This is a genomic window from Calothrix rhizosoleniae SC01 (genome assembly GCF_900185595.1).
GTDB lineage: Bacteria > Cyanobacteriota > Cyanobacteriia > Cyanobacteriales > Nostocaceae > Calothrix_A > Calothrix_A rhizosoleniae.
Genome location: NZ_FYBH01000191.1, coordinates 1 through 20,995, shown reverse-complemented (window position 1 = coordinate 20,995; position 20,995 = coordinate 1). Strand labels below are relative to the sequence as shown.

The 20,995-nt window shown below is 40.3% G+C and carries 16 protein-coding genes and 1 pseudogene; 8 read left to right on the top strand and 9 right to left on the bottom strand.

Translation table 11 applies throughout. The features are described 5' to 3' along the window. Together CALSC_RS11945 and CALSC_RS11940 are read right to left on the bottom strand one after the other, a co-directional pair. Positions 1-822, bottom strand: an 822-nt coding sequence (locus CALSC_RS11945) for an amidohydrolase family protein (protein ID WP_088241570.1), incomplete at its 3' end; no start/stop codon positions are given. 15 nt (positions 823-837) lie between these two features. After that, positions 838-2,172 carry a glutamine synthetase family protein gene (locus CALSC_RS11940; RefSeq protein ID WP_088241569.1) on the bottom strand — a complete coding sequence of 445 codons (1,335 nt, stop codon included), beginning with the start codon at positions 2,170-2,172 and terminating at the stop codon, positions 838-840. 324 nt (positions 2,173-2,496) lie between these two features. Between CALSC_RS11940 and CALSC_RS11935 the strand changes: the two genes are divergently transcribed. Both CALSC_RS11935 and CALSC_RS11930 read left to right on the top strand, forming a co-directional pair. Next, positions 2,497-3,117, top strand: coding sequence for an FHA domain-containing protein (locus CALSC_RS11935; RefSeq protein ID WP_088241568.1), 621 nt, complete (start codon positions 2,497-2,499; stop codon positions 3,115-3,117). A gap of 537 nt (positions 3,118-3,654) precedes the next feature. Continuing rightward, positions 3,655-5,658 (top strand): FHA domain-containing protein, encoded by a 2,004-nt coding sequence (locus CALSC_RS11930; RefSeq protein WP_088241567.1) that lies wholly within the window; start codon positions 3,655-3,657, stop codon positions 5,656-5,658. Between the two features lie 48 nt (positions 5,659-5,706). Here the strand turns inward: CALSC_RS11930 and CALSC_RS11925 are convergent, their stop codons facing one another. Next, complete coding sequence (locus tag CALSC_RS11925) at positions 5,707-5,967, bottom strand: hypothetical protein (protein WP_200817618.1); 261 nt, start codon at positions 5,965-5,967, stop codon at positions 5,707-5,709. Between the two features lie 422 nt (positions 5,968-6,389). On the opposite strand from CALSC_RS11925, the gene CALSC_RS26435 reads away from it, so the two are divergent. Continuing rightward, entirely contained in the window at positions 6,390-6,557 is a 168-nt protein-coding gene (locus CALSC_RS26435) for a hypothetical protein (RefSeq protein ID WP_235006767.1), read from the top strand. Between the two features lie 127 nt (positions 6,558-6,684). Here the strand turns inward: CALSC_RS26435 and aspS are convergent, their stop codons facing one another. The 3 genes from aspS to CALSC_RS11910 form a co-directional block, all read right to left on the bottom strand. Then, positions 6,685-8,463, bottom strand: coding sequence for an aspartate--tRNA ligase (gene aspS, locus CALSC_RS11920; protein WP_088241566.1), 1,779 nt, complete (start codon positions 8,461-8,463; stop codon positions 6,685-6,687). A 442-nt stretch (positions 8,464-8,905) separates the two neighbouring features. Next, positions 8,906-9,298, bottom strand: coding sequence for a hypothetical protein (locus tag CALSC_RS11915; protein ID WP_088241571.1), 393 nt, complete (start codon positions 9,296-9,298; stop codon positions 8,906-8,908). Positions 9,299-9,636: 338 nt separating this feature from the next. Continuing rightward, the gene (locus CALSC_RS11910; protein WP_088241565.1) at positions 9,637-10,494 is read right to left on the bottom strand and encodes a M48 family metalloprotease; all 858 of its coding nucleotides are present in this window, start codon (positions 10,492-10,494) and stop codon (positions 9,637-9,639) included. A 434-nt stretch (positions 10,495-10,928) separates the two neighbouring features. On the opposite strand from CALSC_RS11910, the pseudogene CALSC_RS28185 reads away from it, so the two are divergent. Further along, a pseudogene (locus CALSC_RS28185) lies at positions 10,929-12,683 on the top strand (cation:proton antiporter). Between the two features lie 167 nt (positions 12,684-12,850). Here the strand turns inward: CALSC_RS28185 and CALSC_RS11895 are convergent. After that, positions 12,851-13,546, bottom strand: coding sequence for a potassium channel family protein (locus CALSC_RS11895; RefSeq protein ID WP_088241563.1), 696 nt, complete (start codon positions 13,544-13,546; stop codon positions 12,851-12,853). Between the two features lie 77 nt (positions 13,547-13,623). Next, complete coding sequence (locus CALSC_RS11890) at positions 13,624-14,958, bottom strand: TrkH family potassium uptake protein (RefSeq protein WP_088241562.1); 1,335 nt, start codon at positions 14,956-14,958, stop codon at positions 13,624-13,626. A 187-nt stretch (positions 14,959-15,145) separates the two neighbouring features. On the opposite strand from CALSC_RS11890, the gene CALSC_RS11885 reads away from it, so the two are divergent. From CALSC_RS11885 to CALSC_RS11875, 3 genes are all read left to right on the top strand, one after another. Beyond that, positions 15,146-15,994 carry a methyltransferase domain-containing protein gene (locus CALSC_RS11885; RefSeq protein ID WP_088241561.1) on the top strand — a complete coding sequence of 283 codons (849 nt, stop codon included), beginning with the start codon at positions 15,146-15,148 and terminating at the stop codon, positions 15,992-15,994. A gap of 285 nt (positions 15,995-16,279) precedes the next feature. Further along, on the top strand, positions 16,280-17,200 hold the full coding sequence (locus CALSC_RS11880) for a homogentisate phytyltransferase (RefSeq protein WP_088241560.1): 921 nt from the start codon (positions 16,280-16,282) through the stop codon (positions 17,198-17,200). A gap of 6 nt (positions 17,201-17,206) precedes the next feature. Beyond that, the gene (locus tag CALSC_RS11875; protein WP_200817617.1) at positions 17,207-17,668 is read left to right on the top strand and encodes a tetratricopeptide repeat protein; all 462 of its coding nucleotides are present in this window, start codon (positions 17,207-17,209) and stop codon (positions 17,666-17,668) included. A gap of 211 nt (positions 17,669-17,879) precedes the next feature. On the opposite strand, the gene CALSC_RS11870 is transcribed toward CALSC_RS11875, so the two are convergent. After that, entirely contained in the window at positions 17,880-19,187 is a 1,308-nt protein-coding gene (locus CALSC_RS11870; RefSeq protein ID WP_088241558.1) for a glutamate-5-semialdehyde dehydrogenase, read from the bottom strand. Positions 19,188-20,071: 884 nt separating this feature from the next. Between CALSC_RS11870 and CALSC_RS11865 the strand changes: the two genes are divergently transcribed. Then, positions 20,072-20,785, top strand: coding sequence for a biliverdin-producing heme oxygenase (locus tag CALSC_RS11865; RefSeq protein ID WP_088241557.1), 714 nt, complete (start codon positions 20,072-20,074; stop codon positions 20,783-20,785). The last annotated feature ends 210 nt before the right edge of the window (positions 20,786-20,995 follow it).

The following is a 20,995-nucleotide window of genomic DNA, read 5'->3' as shown; positions in this document are numbered from 1 at the left end:
TGCTAAATAACCAGCTTCCCTCATATAAGGATAGGAAGCATGCAATAAAACAATCGGAGCATTACGAAAGCGATGATCTTCTAATAAAAACCTTAAATATAAAGGATTTGATTGGCGTAAATCTAAATCAGGGTCGCCAAATCCTGTATGGAATTGTATGGGTATTTGATGTTTGGCAGCTACTTCTAATGTCTCCATGACTAAAAAGTCAATCAAAGACTTATCATGCAAACGTGGTGATTTTTCTCTGGTGGTTTGTTTGAGTGCATTAAATTGAGACTTGACTACAGCCAAGTTTACAGGTTGAATATCTAAACCCGTGCGATAAGCAGCAATACTTTTAAAACCTACAACTTCTGGAGGTGGGGGGTCAATTTCTGCCCTAAATCTCGACCAAAATTCCTCAAAGCTATTTACTTGGGGAATGAGATTTTGGGCTACATCTTCTATTCTCAGTAACCGCCATACAGTAACAAATTGTTGATGCCATTGCCAAGGTAAAATTTCTTCAGGCAGGAAGCCATCATCCAATAAAATAGCATCTAGATTAGCAGCAGTAAAACAAACTTTTGTCAAATTTTCTAACCCTAAATTACTTCGTTGAGTTAAAATATCTGGCTCTTGAGGTTCGCATTTTAACAGGTCTGCTATATCCCGTAAACTCCGACGATAAAATAGGGTCTGACGGGCATGATAATTAATTATATTGCCATCATGATGACCTTCGGTAAAAGCAGCAGCATAAGGGTAATTGGCAAGCGCTTCTGGCTTCAATAAATTATGAGCATGTTGGTCAATAGCAGGAATATCTGCAAGTTCCATTTTTTCCGCCTTTGATTAATATCGTGACAGTAGTATTTTGACTTCCTCTTCTATTGACATATCCTTCATCGCTTCCCATTCAGCTTGACGAACGGCGATAAATGCTTGGGCTAACTCAGACCCTAAAGCATTTTTCAGTGTATCATCATTACTCAAATGAGCGATCGCATCTCCCAAGGAACTAGGCAGAGCATCTATTCCCATAGCTTCCCGTTCTGCTTCCAGAATAGTTCCTGGGTCAACTTGCACAGGTTCCCCAGGCTCAAGATTGCGGTTAATTCCATCCAAACCAGCTGAGATGACAGCTCCTAAAGCTAAATAAGGATTAGCCGAAGCATCAACGGTTTTCAATTCAAAATGAGTGGGGGATGGCGGCGCAAAATTGCTCGGGACTCTCACCGCAGCTTCCCGATTATCCAATCCCCAAGCCCGAAATGCACCACTCCAAAAGTGGGGACGAATCCGCCGATAGGAATTAACGCTAGGTGTTGTCAGTGCCATTAAAGCAGGTAAATGATCCAGAATCCCAGCAATAAAACTACGAGTAATTTTTGAGACTCCCCCAACCCCACCAGCATCCGTGACCAAATTTTTCTCTCCCGACCAAAGACTCAGATGCAAGTGACAACCACTACCAGCTTGCTCGGGGAAAATTTTCGGCATAAAAGAAGCTGTGAGGCCATGTTTGAGGGCGACTCCTGTTACTGTAGAGCGGAAAGCAATTTGTCGGTCAGCAGCTTGTAATGCGTCGCTATAGCGAATGGAAATTTCCTGTTGACCTGGGCCCGATTCTGGATAATACCGCTCTACTTGAATATCCTGACCGGTAAGAGCGTCGGCTATTTCGTCAATCACGGCGCGGTTGATTTCCATGCCCAAGGTGGAAGCAAAAACGGTGTTATCAGTGGGAGCAATCCCATCAGGAGTGGATTTGAGCAGATAAAATTCATTCTCAAAAGCTGCCTTAATTTGCAAACCTGCATTTTCGGCTGCGGCGATCGCTCGTTTGAGAAACCCACGAGGACATAAAGACCAAGGAGAACCATTTTTGAACATATCCCCAACTAATGCAGCATGGGTGGGAGCATAGGGTAATAAATGCATGGTAGACCAGTCTGGAACTAACCAAGCCTCCCCAACTGGAGCCAGACCGGCTTGGCCAACCACGGTATCATACATTACTGGAAATGCTTGTTGCGCTACGGTAATACTGACACCTGTATTAAAGTGTTCTGGTAATACATCGATGTGAAATGCCTTGGAACGAATAATATTGGCATTGTCACAGAAGAGGACGCGAACAAATTTAATCTTGTTTTCTTGGAGATGTTTAAAAATATCTGTTTGCATATTCCTGCTGTACACAAGCTACCATCAAGTTGATCAAGCCCTTTTAGGGCAGTTGTAGGGTCTGGGGTGTAGAGGAAGAATTAGCTCCGAAATCTGAGTGCAAGCCCCTTTTTTATAAGTATGGGGTTCCCTATACCCTAAACCCTATCCCCTACACCCAGTTCATTGAGGCTTCTGCCTGCTTCAATTTTTCCATATTTCTGCTATGGTCTGTCTATTCAATACAATTGTTTGTAATCACTTGCTTACTCTTGCCAACTATGTTAGGAATCTCACAAGGAGGAATTGAAGTAACTAATAATGAGAGTTACCTTGTGAGAAACGATGAATGCAATAACCTTACAGTGGCATGATGTAGATCAAGAAAAAACTCTACAAATTAGCGATCGCCAAGCGAGTAAAAATCCAGGAACTTTCCGTATAGGTAGAGATCCCCTTCAATGTGATCTGGTTTTGAATGATGCGACTGTATCTCGTTTGCATATAGAAATATTTTTTCATCAGCAACAGCAAAACTTTTATATCAGAAATCTCAAACCGATAAATCCTCCCCTTGTAGATGGACAGCAGCTATTTAACGGTGAAATGCCTTTAAAGCAAGGTAGTAAAATTCTTCTAGGGCAACAAACTGAGCTTAAAGTAGCAGATATTACGAATAATGCGATCGCAGCCACAATTGTAGCGCCACCCACACCCTCTGCAAGACCCCAATCACCGGGAATTTATCACCAACATTCAGTACCAACACCCCCAGCCCAAAAGCAGCCAGTACCTCAGGGAAATTATCATTCCCATAACTCTCCCGGACAACACCCAGAGGTTTATGGTTTGCAATGTCCTAAATGTCATAAAGTATCTTCCCCAGAACATTTACAAGTTGGTTGTCCTTGGTGTGGTACATCTTTAGCAGCAGCAGTAAGTGTATTGGTAGCACCGGACAAATAACAAGCGCTACGCGCAAGTAATAAGTAATAAGTAATAAATTCACTGTTCATAGGTTTGCTGCTTCAATAATGTCTTAACGTATATGCGGAGTGCTATAAGTATTTAAGTGTTGAGTTTTTAATTAAAAATTTTCAACTTCACGCTCATAAGTAGTTAAACATAATTAATTACACAATGTCATTGCGAGTGTAACGGAGTGAAACGAAGCAATCGAAAGGGTTAGGATTACTTCGCGTAGTTCGTAATAATGGTAAATATTTTTGTTGACTTACTTAAATTTCAAATAATTACTAATATAGAAATCCTGTTTGATTTCTGAAAAAATACCTAGCATCTTCCCAATAAAGGTAAGGTGGGCATTGTCCACCCTAAGAAATAATGGTTACAGGCGATAATTTTCCGGGATCATGTGGTGCAAGATATGGAAAATGTTACCTTGCTAGATTGACACAGCGAATTTACTACTTGAAAAAACAGGATGATACTTAATCAAACAAAAATTGAATCTAAAATCTAAAATCTAAAATCCAAAATTGTATGACTAGCAATTTCCAAATTCAATTAAGTTGGAATGATCCAGATACGGGAGAGCGCAGAGAACCTCATTTGAGCTTACCTATTGCCTTGGGTAGAGAATTTGCTCGGATGCCAATGAATATTCAAGGTCAAAGGGTATCCCGTATACAATTACAAAATGAGCAAGTCTCTCGTTTCCACGCACTGATTAATTTAGAACAAAATCAAGTAGTAATAATAGACCAGAATAGTGCTAATGGTCTATTTGTCAATGGTATACGACAAACACATACAATTCTTAATAGTGGAGATAGGCTAAAAATAGGCGATTGTATTATTACTGTTACCTTTGCCGCGATCGCTCAAAGTAATCCTACTTCTGGCACCATTGCCACACAAATTCCCAACTCTCCTCCATCTCCCCAATTTAACTCCACAATCCAATTCAATCCCACTACCAACCTTCCAGACCCTACCCTACCACCTGTCCAACCTTTAACGCCTCTAGGAAGTAATTTTCCTCCTCCAGTATTTCAGCAAGAACTGGTTCCTGTACAACAATTACACGCCACGGGTTTACCTGTTGATGAATGCGACTATTTAGCCATTGGAGCTGGTTTAGGTAGTTATATTTGGGTAGATTTATTGAGGATAAGTGGTGTAAAATTAGACAGAATCTTGGCATTGGGTTTGGATAAAGAGCCCTATGCTAGATATAAGCGCCTGTGCTTAAATTCCCAAATTCCCTTAAACGAAAGATTGCGTTCCAACTCAGATTCTTGCCCCGATAATATTTGGGGTTGGCCCAGTTATGCTCTACGGGAAGCTTGGCACGACCTCACCCACGGCAAAATCAACTCCACATTCAAGTATTTGTGGCAAGTATTTGCAGAACCCACATTTATAGAAACATACACACCCCGTGCGAGTAATGTATTTGACTCCATAGACCGAGAAGCAAAGCGTATTGGTTGGGCGCAGATATACCGCTATGGCAGAGTGCGCTCAATTCGCAAAACTGATGATGGCAGATATTGTATCGCATATTCCCGAGGACGAGGAGATCATGCCTTCTTTGTCTGCCGTTATTTACATTTAGCCACTGGCTATCCTGCAATTCAATTTCTGCCAGACTTACAAGCTTATCGAGAAAAATACAAAGATTTTCAGTCAGTTGTTAATGCCTATGAAGACCACAACCATGTTTATCAGCATTTAGAAAAGCATGGTGGCACAGTCTTGTTGCGGGGTCGAGGTATTGTTGCTTCCAGAATTGTGCAGCGCATTTATGAAGCCAGGAAACAGAATCACAATATCAACATTTTACACTTAATGCGATCGCCTAAACCCCAAGGTAATAAATTTGGTCATACCCAGCGTCCAGTCAAACATCATTATGAGTTTCAGCCATTTAATTGGCCAAAAGCTTGCTGGGGTGGGGAATTACGGGTAATGTTAGAAAAAGCCAGCCCTGATGAACGTTACCGCCTATTAAAAGACTGGGGAGGCACCACCACCGCAGATCGTCTCGATTGGCAACATATTACCGAACAAGGATTAAAGCAAGGCTGGTATCGAATTGAGTTTGGTCAGGTAGAAAAGGTAGAACGGGATACCCAAAATCGCACCACGACTTATATTCAAGAAAAAGACTTCGGACAGGTCACCATTGATGCTGACTTTATTATTGATGCTACCGGATTAGATGCCAAGGTGGAAGCTAGTCCTCTACTCAATGATTTAGTACAGCATTACAATCTACTTCTCAACCCAATGGGGAGATTAGATGTCGCCAACAACTTTGAGGTTGTCAAAATGCGTAATGGTAAAGGTCAAATGTATGCAGCCGGGGCAATTACCCTAGGAGGTCCCTATGCAGCCGTTGATAGTTTCCTCGGTTTGCAATATTCTGTCCTCAGAACAATCGATGGTCTAGCAGCAGCCCGTGCGCCAGGGGTCAAACGGATCAATGCTGTTAGATCCTTTAGTCAGTGGTTAAAGTGGATATGGAACCAATCCCCCTAGATTGGCTTGGATACCCCGAAATTTCTCCTTTCTATATTTATTGTCTAGTTAATTATCTTTCACATCGACTGGAGCAGTTGTAGAAGAAAATTCATTAGCCCTCGCGCTGGGAACCAAATTCCAGCCTGCTTTTAATAGTTTTTGATAGGTGGCAAAGCCTTTAGAACCGCCTGGGATGTCGTAATCTGGGACTTTGTATTGAGGAAAAGCTGTATAAGAACGCCAAGGTTCATGGGGTTTGGTTTGTAAATGTAAAATTTTTTCTCCATCATCACCTGACTGAGATAACCAGCACATTCGCTGATACATAGCAAACTCCTTTGCGTTTAGCTCTAACTGCATATTAGCAGACTTTTGTCAATACATCCTCTATCGAGAGGAGTTCTTTTTGTCTGCTATTTGGGAATTACGTTAACTTAACTACATCTGCGAAGAGGAATATTCCGGACAAATGTAGGCTCCTAATGCTTTTAATTGCATTGCATGGCAAGAATAAAAAGCGATGTAGGTATCTTTAAGTTTTTTTAACAAAAAGATTTATCTAATGGTATATGCGGTTTTTGCCAATGTATGTATGAATGACTACTTTTTGCATTTTATGATTAGATTTGGCGATTAGTTTTTATAATTACACCAGTACGGATGATTAATAGTTTCTAAACAATAGGTTAAGATCACTGCTTTATCAGTATTTTTGCTGCATCAATCTACCCTACAGATTTAAACTAACTTTGTTATTAGATGTCTTGGATAAATTAATTTTTCTTGAAGCTCTTGAAGATGCAATGGATTCTGAAATTCTTCGCCGTGCTTTCCAGGAGAATCAGAGGTTTACGACTTTAGAATCTATTGTCGCTAGCCGAGGCGATGACTGTAGACATTCTCCCCATTCCACATAAGCGCACCACAAGGAGGAAGCAAAAATTAAACTTCCTCCCATTGTATAGGCGCAAAAATCAGGCTTTGAGATTGTGTGTCCTTGTGTAATTCCTGACTTATTACTTATTACTTATTACTTGTTATTTATTACTTACAAGTAGAGGTAACTTGCAATTCTTTCAGTTGTTTATTATCCACACTAGCGGGTGCATCTGTTAATAAACATCTAGCTTGCTGTGTCTTCGGAAAGGCAATTACATCCCGGATTGATTCTTCTCCCGCTAGTAACATTACCAATCTATCTAAGCCATAGGCAATACCTCCGTGGGGTGGAGTTCCATATTCAAATGCTTCTAGAAGGAAGCCAAACTTATTATTTGCTTCTTCTGGGGAAAGCCCGATCGCATCAAACACCTGTTCCTGAATTTCCCTTTGATAAATCCGCAAACTACCACCACCAATTTCAAAGCCATTGAGAACTAAGTCATAAGCTTGGGCGCGGGCTGTTTTCACATCGCTTATATCATCGGGGTGGGGTGCAGTAAAGGGGTGATGTAAAGCTTCTAGGCGCTTTTCGTCGGCATTCCATTCAAACATGGGAAAATCAGTAACCCAGAGGAGATGGATTTTGTCTGGCTCAATTAACTGGAATTCCTGAGCCATGAATTGTCGCAATCTATCTAAGGTTTTATTGACGGTTGCGGTATCACCTGCACCAAATAACAGTAAATGTCCGGGTTTCGCACCTGTACGAGTCAAAATCTCTTGTTTTTGTTCTGGGGTGAGGTTGTCTTTGATTGCACCAATGGTATCTATTTCCCCATCTTCCCGGACTCGGATAAATGCTAATCCCTTAGCACCGGCTTCGCTGGCTTCTTTAAAAATATCTCCACCGGGTTTAATGCGGACATTGGAAATAGCATCATTTCCTTGGGGAATAGGGAGAATTTTGACAATTCCTCCATTAGCGATCGCTTCCCGAAAAACCTTGAAACCACTATTTTTGAGGATATCAGAAACATCTACTAGTTCTAAACCATATCTAGTATCTGGCTTATCTGTACCGTAGCGGTTCATTGCTTCAGCATAGGTGAGACGAGGAAATGCAGGTGGTACATCAATTCCTTTGACAGTTTTAAAAATATGAGCCACTAACTTTTCATTGATGGCAATAATATCTTCTAAGGACATGAAACTCATTTCCATATCCAACTGGGTAAATTCTGGTTGTCTGTCAGCCCGTAAATCTTCATCTCGGAAGCAGCGAGCCACTTGATAGTATCGATCACAACCAGCCACCATTAATAACTGTTTGAAAAGTTGGGGTGATTGGGGTAAAGCAAACCACTCCCCAGGATTGACACGACTAGGTAAAATATAATCCCTAGCACCTTCGGGGGTAGAACGGGTGAGGATTGGGGTTTCGACTTCAATAAACCCTTCATTATCTTCCAAAAAGCGACGCACTGCTTTCATTACTTGGTGGCGAATTTGCAGATTACTCGCCATGCGATCGCGTCGTAAATCTAAATAGCGATATTTCAGCCGTAATTCTTCCCGTACCGGATCTGTTTCAGCAGTGGAAACCTGGAAAGGTAGTTGTTTACGAACGCCGTTGAGCAATTTAATTTCCTCGGCGTAGATTTCCACTTCTCCCGTGGGTAGGCGGGTATTGAGGGATTCTTCAGGACGTTGTGTTACCTTTCCTTGGATTTCCACAACATATTCATTACGTAGGGAGTTGGCTAGTTCGTAGGAATCCGGCGTGCGTTGGGGATCACTGACAATTTGGATAATGCCAGAGCGATCGCGTACATCTAAAAATATCACGCCCCCATGATCGCGGCGACGGTCTACCCAGCCGTATAAGGTGACACTTGCTCCAATGTGCTTGTTTCGGAGTTCGCCGCAATAGTGAGTTCGCATAGGAATAATTTCTTAACTAAATATATGGTCTGGGGAGTAGTAATTCCCTCGCCACAATGGTACTCCATTCGGTGGTGAGATACACAGACTTCCCAAGGAAAAGGCGGTACTCGATGCACCGCCTTTTCCTGTTTTGACCAATTTTAACAGATCGCAAAACATAAGATACGTAGATTGTATAGTCCTATGCCCAAGTAATAAGTTTACTGTTCATAGGTTTGAGCCTTTAACAATGTCCGCGCCCTAATTAGGGTAGTGCTATATAAGTAAAAAGAATAAGTAATAGTCGAGCTCGAAAATGGTATAAAGCCTCTTCATTCATGAAGAAAAATAATCAAGATGAATCATTTCTTGAATCCTCTATTTCAAGCCAGAGGTTAAACTTATTACTTATTACTTATTACTTATTACTTATTAATTATTACTTGTGCATTCTTCCCTGCTAAGAACGCGGTGCAGTCAAAACTTCCCAAGCAGCTTTTGCAGCTGATTGTAAGCGATCGCCTAAATCTTGTACTTCTTTGGTCACAGAATCCCAATTTTTCTGAGCTTCTTGCTGAATCATATCAAAGGCGTGTTCGATGCGATCGCGTTCTATCAATTGGTTCGCTTCAATGGCTTCCCGTGCTTGACGGACTGCATTTAAATAGGTGTCGCGGGTGAGTGTACCAGCAGATTGAGCCTCGGATTGGGCACGTTTTTTGATTGCGTCAATCAAGGCTTTAGTTTCATTTTTGATTTCGTCAGTTTCGTCAGCCATTTCCGTTTCTACTAGAGCACTGGTTTGGGGAGTCACATCTACAGTGGTCTTGTTCTCATTATTTTTATCAGTCATTGTTTTATTCAGATATCCTGTTTCAAGTTTTCTCATCAATTCTCAAAGCCAAAGAATCTGTTTAGCTTTGAGATTTAAACCTCATCTACCTTGAAAACTGTAGTTTTTGATCCATTAATTTAGGATTGCTACTCTGCGAGAGGAGCATCGCAATGACACATGCAAATAAGTAAGTCGGCACAATAAAACCAAACTATGTGGAGAAAAGTAAATAAGGCTAAAACCCTTTTTCCCCCTGCTCCCTGCCCCCTGCCCCCTGTCTTATCCAAACGATAATTTTTTACGCCTACCTACTTAATCATTAACTCCAGATTTCAACATGGACGGGGTTTAATAAATTAATACCCTGTTATCAACTGTTGTTCTAACTTCAATAATGCCGCAATTCTGTCTTCTGTAGCCGGATGACTGGAGAATAAGTCCCCCAAAAATTTACCTGACAAGGAATTAATAATTAACAGTGGCTCAAAAGCCGGATTAGCTCTGATTGGTGTTTGTTCTGCTGTGGATTCCAAACGCTGTAAGGCTTGAGCTAAAGCGCGAGGATTTCTAGTCAATCTAGCAGCGCCAGCATCAGCAGAGAATTCCCTTGTCCTAGATATGGCTAATTGGATAATTGTTGCTGCCAGGGGTGCTAAAATAATGGTTGCTATAATCCCTAAAGGATTGCCTCTATCATTTCGGGATCCACTAAACCAGAGGCTGTAACTCAGCATTTGTCCTAAATAAGCAATAGCACCAGCAATAGTAGCTGCAACTGCTTGGGTAAGGGTATCTCGATTGGCGATATGAGTTAGTTCATGGGCAATTACTCCTTCTAGTTCCTCCTCTGGAAGAATATCTAAAATTCCTTCGGTAACAGCAACAGCAGCATGTTCTGGATCCCTTCCCGTTGCAAAGGCATTAGCATTTTGACTGGGAACTATATATACCCTAGGCATGGGTAGGTTTGCTCTTTGGGATAATCTTTCTACCATGCGGTACAATCCCGGTGCTGCTTGGGGTGAAATTTCACTAGCATGGTAAGCTCCCAAAGCAATTTTATCCGATTGATACCAGGCAAATAAGTTGGTTACTGCTGCCAAAATCAGTCCAATTATTAAGCCACCAGCACCCCTAATGACTAAATGGCTAATTGCAATCAAAAGACCACTTAGAGCAGCGAGCAAAGCAGCGGTTTTCAATTGATTTGTCATATTTTCTATTCTCCTGCTAATGCTGTCTGCATGTTGACATTAATTTCAAAGACAAACAGCATTATTGAAGCCACAATTTCATTATATCGAGCTTAACATCAATATTTTGAGTAGAAATTATACTCCAATTCACTACGGTTCTCTCACTTCTGTAGCCCTACATGCAAGTAATAAATAATAAGTAATAATAAGTTTACTGTTCATAGGTTTGGGCCTTCAATAATGTCCGCGCCCTAATTGCATAATGCGATATTTTAGAATATTTTTGGGAAAATTTACCAGTATTTTTTATTAATCTGTGTCACCTTCACTAGATAATTAAAAGCATATTTATAAAATAAATATTAACTTTTTGCCAATAGGTGAAGCTACATCTTTTCACTTACAATTTTGTTTATCAAAGCATCTATCTTGAGGAGTATTTTTTAAACGAAATGTTAGTCAGTGTGCTGTGGATTCTGGTATCAGGCTTTTTTGGCGGTCAAATTGCTCGTCGTTTAGGCGCTCCACCTTTAATTGGCATGATTTTAATGGGGATTCTCATTGGCCCCCAGGTTGGTAATTTACTCAGTTTAGATGTACTAAATGCTGCTGATGAATTACGAACTGTGGCAGTGATGATTATTCTCATGAAAGCTGGTTTGGGCTTGGATCGAGAAAAGTTAGCTCAACAGGGTACAGTTGCCTTGAGGTTAGGATTTTTACCAGCTACAGGAGAAGTGATTGCGATCGCGATCGCAGGGATGTTTTTATTTCAGTTTGATGTTTGGACTGGGCTATTGTTGGGCTGTGTAATTGGGGCAGAATCTCCGGCGGTAATTGTTCCCGGAATGCTGCGGCTGAAAAGTTTAGGGTGGGGTGTGGCTAAGGGTATACCTGATGCAATTTTGACTGGTAGCGCCCTCTCTGATGTTTTGCTATTGCTGGTTTTTAGTCTGTTGGTAAACTTTTTGGGTAAGGGCGGTACACAAACTATTAATCTTCCGGGAGGATTAACTTTAACCCCCATGCAATTATTGCCTTTGCAGATAATTTTACAAATTGGTTTGGGTGTTGTTTGTGGTTATTTGGCAGCCCGTTTATTAGTTGTCGTATTGGCAACTCAAAACTGGACTCAAAATGCGATCCAAGATACTTTAATTGCTGCGAGTTTGGCTTTATTTACTGTTATTTTTGCCAAAGGTTTTCCCTATTTTTCTGGTTATTTAGCAACTATGGCAATGGGTTTTTTTCTTATAGAGTTAGATGCGCCCTTGGCTCGGAGATTGCGGATTGGTTTTAACAGTCTATGGATAATTGCTGAGATTATTTTATTTGTATTGATGGGGGCAACTAAGTAAGTCGGCACAATAAAACCAAACTATGTGGAGAAAAGTAAATAAGGCTAAAACCCTTTTTCCCCCTGCTCCCTGCCCCCTGCCCCCTGTCTTATCCAAACGATAATTTTTTACGCCTACCTACTTATTCAATTAAAAGTATTAGAAAAAAATCTTCTCCCAGGTGTGTTCATTTTAGCAGTGGGACTGTTGATTGGTCGGGCAATTGGTTGGTATCTTTCCACTTGGGGTAGTAATTGGAATTGGCGAGAAAAACTATTTTTGCTTCCGGGAAATTCTGCTAAAGCTACAGTGCAAGCAGCCATTGGAGCAATTCCCCTCAGTCAAGGTATTGTAGGAGGAGAAATCATTTTAGCGATCGCAGCTTTATCTATTTTAATTACTGCACCTTTAGGAGCTTGGTCAACGGCTACCTTTGCCCCTAAGCTATTACAAAAGGGAGAGGTCGATCCCACTAAAGTTACTGTTGCTAGCCGTACCCTATTATTAGCTGCGGTAGATAATTCCCCTTTAGCCGTGGAGGTGTTGAAGAAGGTAGGAGACTTAGCTAGACAAACAAATGGTGAAGCGATCGTGTTATATGTGATTACTATCCCAGATCAAGCTGTTGTGGAACATCTAAGGAGACAAACTCAACAATTACTATCTGATATTCGCCATGAATTTATCACTACTACGGGTAATATTCCCGAAGAAATTATTAATACTGCTCAGAGGTATGGAGTTACTGATATTATTCTGGGAAAACGTGGACATCAACCTTGGGAACGGGTATTAGTTGGTTCGGTTTCCCAAGGTGTGTTAGAAACTAGTTCTATCCCTGTGATTCTCATAGAAAGTCCACAAAATTAGGGACTTCCAAATAAAAAAATAATCAATCACTTGGAATGCAGGGGAGCAGGGGAGCAGGGGAGCAGGGGGAGTGAAGCAAGTAGTTCAAGTCCAGAAATTTGGTAATTTATTTTTTGGTGTTCCCTTAATCTAGAGGGCAGTATTCCCAGTTTTGCCATCAATATCCTTTAAATTGGCAAACGATTAATATCTTTGTTATTACCAATTACTGCCATAATTGACCCATTCTGTAAACGCTTAGTCGGCTCAGGGTTAATGACAAATTTGCCACCCTCGCTCACTGCTAATACATTTACACCAAAACGGTTACGCAATTGTAGCTCTGCAATGGTTTTACCATGAAATTCTTCGGGTACCATCACCTCTACAATACAATTATCGGGATCGAGGTCAAATCTTTCTAAAATTGATGGTTTGGTAAGACTTTTTGCTAAAGCACAACCTGCTTCATATTCGGGGAAAACTACACGATCTGCACCAACTTTTCTCAAAAGTTTACAATGCACTTCACTTGATGCTTTAGCAACTACATTGGGTACCCCACCCTCTTTGACATTTAAGGTAGTAATGATACTTTCTTGAATATAATTACCTATGGCTACAATTACAGTATCAAACTCAAAAATTCCAGCTTCTTTCAAGGCTACTGGCTGGGTTGAATCTAGTTGCAAAGCATGACCTGCAATATTTTCCGCGAGAGCGTTGGATACTAGCTTTTCATCTATGTCTGTGGCTATTACTTGATAACCTAATTTATGTAAAGTGGAACTAACTGAACGACCAAAACGACCTAAGCCAATCACTGCAAACTGATGATTGTCTTTAATTAAATTACGAAAAAATTTTAATGATGATAAATTCATAGATTTTGTTTTTTGAAGCATTTATTGGTATTTAAACCTCAGTTCTTGGGAATCTTTGTATTTGTAATTTAATTAACTTATCCCACCAGTAAATTTTCTTCAGGATAGTGAACCTGAGTCGGACGAGGATCTCCCAAAAGAGATGACATTAATAGTAGTATTCCTACCCGCCCAGCATACATGGTGAAAATTAAAACTAGCTTTGCCAATCCAGATAAATCGGCAGTAATACCTGTAGATAAGCCCACAGTTGCAAAGGCAGATACCACTTCAAACAAAATTTGCAAAAAAGGTAAATGAGGGTCGGTCAGAGAAATTAGTACTGTAGATGTAATTACAGTTCCCACGGAGCCAACTAAGACTCCAATAGCTTTTAAAATGAGAGAAATTGAGATTTTACGTTCATATAAAATTACTTCCTGTTTTCCTAGTAGAATTGATTTAGTGCAACTAGTCAAGACTCTAATGGTAGTAGTTTTAATTCCTCCACCTGTACCACCAGGACTAGCACCAATAAACATCAAACCAATCATAATAAATAACCCAGCATTGCTCATTTTGGCAATATCAATGCTATTAAAACCAGCAGTTCTAGCCGATACTGATTGAAATAGAGCTACCAAAAATCCATTATAATTATTGAGGATGCCAAATTTCGCAGAATGTCTTAATTCTACTAGAAAAAATGCTATAGTTCCCAAAACAAGTAAGACAATAGTTGTGCTAGTTGCTACTTTAAAATCTAGAGAAAAAACCAATTTCTCCTTCTTTCTTTCCAAGCGATCGCGCAAGTAAAAAAACATTTCTAAAATTGCTTGATAGCCAATACCCCCAAATACAATTAAGGCAGAAATTGTGAAAATTAATAAGGTAGATGACTGATATTTAACTAAGCTATCTGCAAATAAACTAAAGCCAGCATTATTCCAAGCACTGATACTATGAAAAATCGCTAACCATGTTCCCTGTTGCCATCCACTATCTCGAATAAAGGTCGGTAGTAATAAGAATATACCTGTAATTTCAAAAATTAATGTAGTCGCAATAATAGAACGAATAATATACGTACTACCACTCATTCCCGGCCGATCCAAGGCTTTTTGAATTGCTCTTTTTTGGCTCAGGTCAAATTTTTTACCCAGGAGTAAAATCAGAAAAGTAGTTGTGGTCATGTAACCCAATCCACCAATCTGAAGTAGCAGTAAAATAAGTAACTGACCCCAAAAAGAAAAATAAGTACCAGTATCAACTACTACTAGCCCAGTCACGCAAACCGCCGAGGTTGAAGTAAAAAAAGCCACAATTGGGTTATTCCAAGTACCAGTACTAGTAGCAAAAGGCATCATTAATAGGATGGTTCCTACTGTAATTACTGCCAAAAAACCCAAGCAAATTGTGCGAGAAACAGTCATTTCAGTTATGAGTATCAGTGAATCAGTGCCGTCTTTGATTTTCCCAATAAGGCAACTGTCTGAGATTAAAGGCAGAGCTTATTTTGCTGAAAAATAAAAACTTCCTATATTTAATTAAAAACACACATGGTAGCCTACCAGTATATTGTCCATCCTGTTGCAGTTTTGTCTTAACATTGCTTCATTTATGAGTGCAACTCTTTACCAGCGAATTCAAGCATTTTATGATTCTTCCTCTGGGCTGTGGGAGGAAATTTGGGGTGAACATATGCATCATGGCTATTATGGTGCAGAGGGAACCCAGAAAAAAGACCGGAGACAGGCACAAATTGATTTAATTGAAGAAATACTCCAGTGGGCTCAGGTAAATCAAATAGAGAGCCTTCTAGATGTGGGCTGTGGGATTGGTGGTAGTTCTTTGTATTTGGCAGCAAAATTTCATGCTCAAGCCACGGGAATTACCCTCAGTCCAGTGCAAATGAATCGAGCAACCGAACGTGCTGGGGAGTTGGGTTTAACATCCCAGTCAGAGTTTTTAGTGGCTAATGCTCAAGCTATGCCTTTTGCAGATAATTCTTTTGATTTAGTTTGGTCATTGGAAAGTGGGGAGCACATGCCGGATAAAGGTAAATTTATCCAGGAGTGCTATCGGGTACTAAAACCGGGAGGGAAGATGATTGTAGTGACTTGGTGTCATCGCCCCACTGATGATTCTCCTTTGAGTGCAGATGAACAAAAGCATTTACAAGATATCTATCGGGTGTATTGTTTACCCTATGTGATTTCCTTACCTGAGTATGCTGCGATCGCAAATCAAGTTGGTTTAAAGAATATCCATACTGCTGATTGGTCGAAGGCTGTAGCACCTTTTTGGCATGTGGTAATTGATTCTGCTTTCACTCCCAAGGCTATTTTTGGGTTGTTGAGTGCGGGATGGACAACAATTGTGGGAGCATTATCTTTGGGGTTGATGCGTCGCGGTTATCAACGCGGGTTGATTCGGTTTGGGTTGCTTTGTGGAGTGAAGGAGTTATAGCGCTAGCCGCAAGTAATAAATAATAAATAATAAATAATAAGTAATAACGCACGGTTCGCCTATTTTTTTTGAAGTTCGAGAAATGATAAGTAACGTGGGAATAAGGAGGTAAGTGTGGAATCAATCCCAAATCTAAAATCTAAAATACAGGATTAAGTAGGTTGGCGTAAAAAATTATCGTTTGGATAAGGCAGGGGGCAGGGAGCAGGGAGCAGGGGGAACAAGGGTTTTAGGCTTATTTACTATTCTTCACATAGTTTGGTTTTATTGTGCCGACTTACTTATATGGATTGGTGTTATACTTTTTGGAAGTTTTCTCGCCCACATACGATTATTGGCACGACTTTAAGTGTGTGGGGCTTGTATTTAATCGCTATTTCCCTATTTTCTCAACATTCCCTACTCACGCCTTGGGGAAGTTGGATTGCTTGTCTGTGTGGCAATGTTTATATTGTCGGCTTGAATCAACTCGAAGATATAGAAATTGACAAGATTAATAAACCCCATTTCCCCCTTGCTTCTGGAAAGTTTACTCCACAAATGGGGAAATTAATTGTCAGTATTACAGGTATTTTGGCAATTCTTTTGGCTGGCATTCAAGGACCATTTTTATTAGCAATGGTGGGAATTAGTTTAGCCATTGGAACTGCTTACTCTTTACCACCAATTCGTTTAAAAAGATTTCCTTTTTGGGCAGCACTATGTATTTTTGCTGTGCGAGGAGCAATTGTTAATTTAGGGCTATTTTTACATTTCAGTTGGGCATGGCAACAGGATCAATCTATTCCGCCTAATGTATGGATACTAACAGCATTTATTATAGTATTTACCTTTGCAATCGCTATCTTTAAGGACATACCAGATGTTGAGGGCGATCGCCAATACAATATCACTACTTTTACGATTAAACTTGGTCAGCGAGCTGTATTTAATTTGGCTCGTTGGGTAATTACCATATGTTATCTGGGGATGATTGTGGTGTCTGTACTACCTAAAATTGGTGCCAATTCAACTTTTCTGATTATTTCCCATCTGCTATTGTTGGGAATTATGTGGTGGCGCTCTCAGGATGTACAGTGGGCAGATAACAATACCATAGTCCCAAGGGCAGACGTTCAAGGCACAATACCCAGTTTTTATCAATTTATTTGGAAACTATTTTTCTTAGAATATTTACTGTTTCCTATTGCTTGTCTTTTGAATTAAAAAATTATGGAAAATTTACCATTAGATTCCCTTGCTATTATTATTGTTATCTTTACGATCTCCTCATTAATTTATTTTTCTATCAGGACTTGGAGAACCAATAGTCTATTCCAACAAGGGATTAATTTTTATCAAACAAAAGATTATCAAAATGCCGAAAAATATTTTCGACAGGTGATTGCCATTAATTCTACCAATGATGTGGTTCATCTGCTTTTAGGAGATACACTAATGCAGCAACAACAAGTAGAAGCTGCAATTAGTAAATATGAAGAAGTAATTAATCGCGCTCCTAAAAAAATTGATGCACATTTACGTTTGGCAAATGCTCTATTATTACAAAATCAACAAAAAGAAGCGATCGATATTCTCAAGCAAGCTGAGGATTATTTTCAATCGAAACGCTACGTCAATGAATTAGCGCGGCTAAAAGAGATTTTACAAAAGATAGAATCTCAATTCAATTGACCAAAATACGCAGAGGAGCAGGGGAGTGTGGGGGGTGTGGGGAGTGGGAGATTGAGAGAGTGATGGAGTGATGGAGTGATGGTTAATGGTTGGAAGTTAAGATTTTTTATCTTTCCCTCTTTCCCTCTTTCCCTCTCTTCCCCATCTTCCCACACTCCCCCTGCTCCCTGCTCTCTGCTCCCTGCTCCCTGCTCCCCTGCCTCTTTGTGGCTTATAAATTCCGATGGGTAAAAGATTTAGCATCAGTACCAGTGTAAGAGGCTGCAATGTGACCATCACCAAACATTTGATATTTATAGGTCACTAACCCTTCTAATCCTACAGGACCACGAGGTGGCATTTGCTGAGTACTAATTCCTACCTCTGCACCAAAACCATAACGGAAGCCATCAGCAAATCTGGTAGAGCAATTATGATATACCCCCGCAGCATCTACCATTGCCATAAAAGTTTTTGCGGCTTGTTCATCTTCTGTAATGATCGCATCGGTATGTTTAGAGCCATACTGATTAATGTGAGCGATCGCTTGTTCTAAATCATCGATAATCTTGATAGATAAAACTAAATCGCTATATTCCGTTTGCCAATCTGTATCTGTTACTACTGATATATTAGGTAAAATTTCGCAGGCTAATTTATCCCCTTTTAATTCCACATTCATGGATTGCAAGGCAGCAGCAATGGGAGGTAAAAATACATCGGCAATGCTGGTATGTATTAATAAAGTTTCAATTGCATTACAAGCCGCTGGATATTGGGTTTTCGCATCCACTGTAATTGCTACAGCTTTTTCCATATCCGCATTTTTATCTATATACAAGTGACAAATACCATCTGCATGTCCTAATACGGGAATACGGGTATTGTCCTGGACAAACTGAACAAAGGAGTTGGAACCGCGAGGAATAATTAAATCTATATATTTATCTAGTTTTAAAAGTTCTAATGTTTCTTCCCTGGTAGTCAACAACTGCACCGCGTCGGGATTTACCGCAGTTGTAGACAATCCTTGCTTAATTGCCTTGACTATAGCTTCACAAGAACGAATCGCTTCCTTACCACCCTTGAGGATTACCCCATTCCCAGACTTAATTGCCAAAGCCGCAATTTGAATTGCTGCTTCGGGACGGGCTTCAAAAATTACCCCCAACACCCCTAAAGGACAAGTGATACGCTTGAGGATTAAGCCTGTATCAATTTCCCGGTGAACCTGCACTGCACCAACAGGATCGGCAAGTTGAGCCACATCTCTGACTCCCGCGATTGCATCTCGCAATTTATGTTCATCTAACTGTAATCGCTTGTATAGGGGCTTGGCAATTCCATCTGTTTCCGCAGCCTGACAATCGGCAATATTTGCTTGCACAATCTCATCCCTAGACGATTCTAAGGCATTAGCGATCGCTTCTAGGGCTTGATTTCTCATCTCCGTGGACAGAGTTGCTAATTTCAGCGCCGCTAGCTTGGTCTGTTTTGTAGTCTCAATGAGACTGGATGTATTCTCAACAGCAATAGTCATAGTCACAAATCAAATGGATTTTGGATTTTGGATTTACCCCATGTCTAAAGCCAGGGGCTTGTATCCTTTTATTTTTCGGTAAGGTAAAACACTCTTATCTTTAACAGAATGTAAAGAGAGGGTGAAAGCCCCAAAAGAAAGAGCAATACATCTGGGTGTTTTGTTCTTTAGACAGGGGATAAAACCCGAGACGATGGGATTTATTCCATCGTTTATATAGTAAAGTAAAAAATGTGAGTAAGGCATTCATCTACACGCATACCTGTCCTAGTACGGAGAAATCCCTGCATATAGGAAACAATGGTTGCTACATGAACGGCAGTACGACTACATCACTGCAAGCAATGGCAGGACAGAGAGTGTACAACTCTGGCATAGTGATATAACCTCCAGAAAGCGAAAAATGTAAGCACAATCTGTGTGACTTGGTGCCAGTATTAAGTGAGTGTGTAGGGGTACTTTGACCAGAAGAAGCAGGGGGAAAAGTGCAGTTTTGCTGGGGGGAATGCCGTTTCCCTCACAAGGGTAGGTTTTTAACATTTCGATGTCTCCGCGTCTCCCCTTCTCCCCGTCTCTACAAGGATTCTGATTGACGCATATCTCATTTCCGCAGATGTCTAATATTTTACTGTTGAATTTTAACCTAATACATCTATTAGTCTTCATATATAAATAAATATAAATAATTTAATAGTTATAAAAACATAAACTGTTAAATTATTGAAGTACCAATCAATAAATTGTTCGGCATTGTCAGAAAGAACAAATGTATTGGTGTGATGTCGAATTGCTTTTCATGGGGAATCTCTCAGCTCTGACTGTCAACTGGTCAACATCCAGAGTCGATTATTAAAACCTGGCATTGGAGTATTAAGGAATTAACCATGAGTATTAACCTCGCTGCGAAACTTCGTATTGGCACACAAAAATCCCATACAGCAGTAGAAAATGTGGGATTTATGAAATGTTTTGTCAAAGGGGTAGTAGATAAAGACTGTTTTGCGAAATTTTTAAGCAACTTATATTTTATTTACAGTGCCCTAGAAAAGGGTATAGAAAATCATAGAAACCATCCTGTGATTGAGGTGATGTACTTTCCTGAACTAAATCGCCAAGCTGCCTTAGAGAAAGATATGGAATTTTATTATGGGAAGCAATGGCGATCGCAAATTAAACCATCCCCCGCTACTCAAATTTACCTCAATCGTTTACAAGAACTTGTAACTCAAACTCCAGAATTGTTGATTGGTCATGCCTATACTCGTTATATGGGCGACCTTTCTGGCGGACAAATGCTACAAGCGATCGCTCAATCTGGGTTAAAATTAACAGGGTTTCAAGGTACATCCTTCTATAATTTTGAGCAAATTTCCGACAAAAAGGCATTTAAAGACAAATACCGACAGGCGTTAGATGCTGTACCTGTGGATGATGCTACTGCTGCAAACATTGTTGCTGAATCAAACTATGCTTTTCAGTTAAATATGCAGATGGTGCAGGAGCTAGAGGGAAGTTTAATTAAGGCCATAGGTCAAGTAATGTTTAATACTCTGACTCGCTCTCATAGTGTTGGTAGTACTGAAGTTGCTACATCTTAAAAAATAAGGGTGGGAAGATGGGGAAGAGAGGGAAAGAGGGAAAGAGGGAAAGAAGTGTGGGGAGATGAAATAACTAACCATCAACCACCAACTAACAACTAACAACTAACAACTACCAACTAACAACTATCAACCATCACTCTCTCACTCTCCCACTCTCCCACTCTCCCACTCTCCAACTCCCCACACTTCCCCAGGATTTAACTGCTG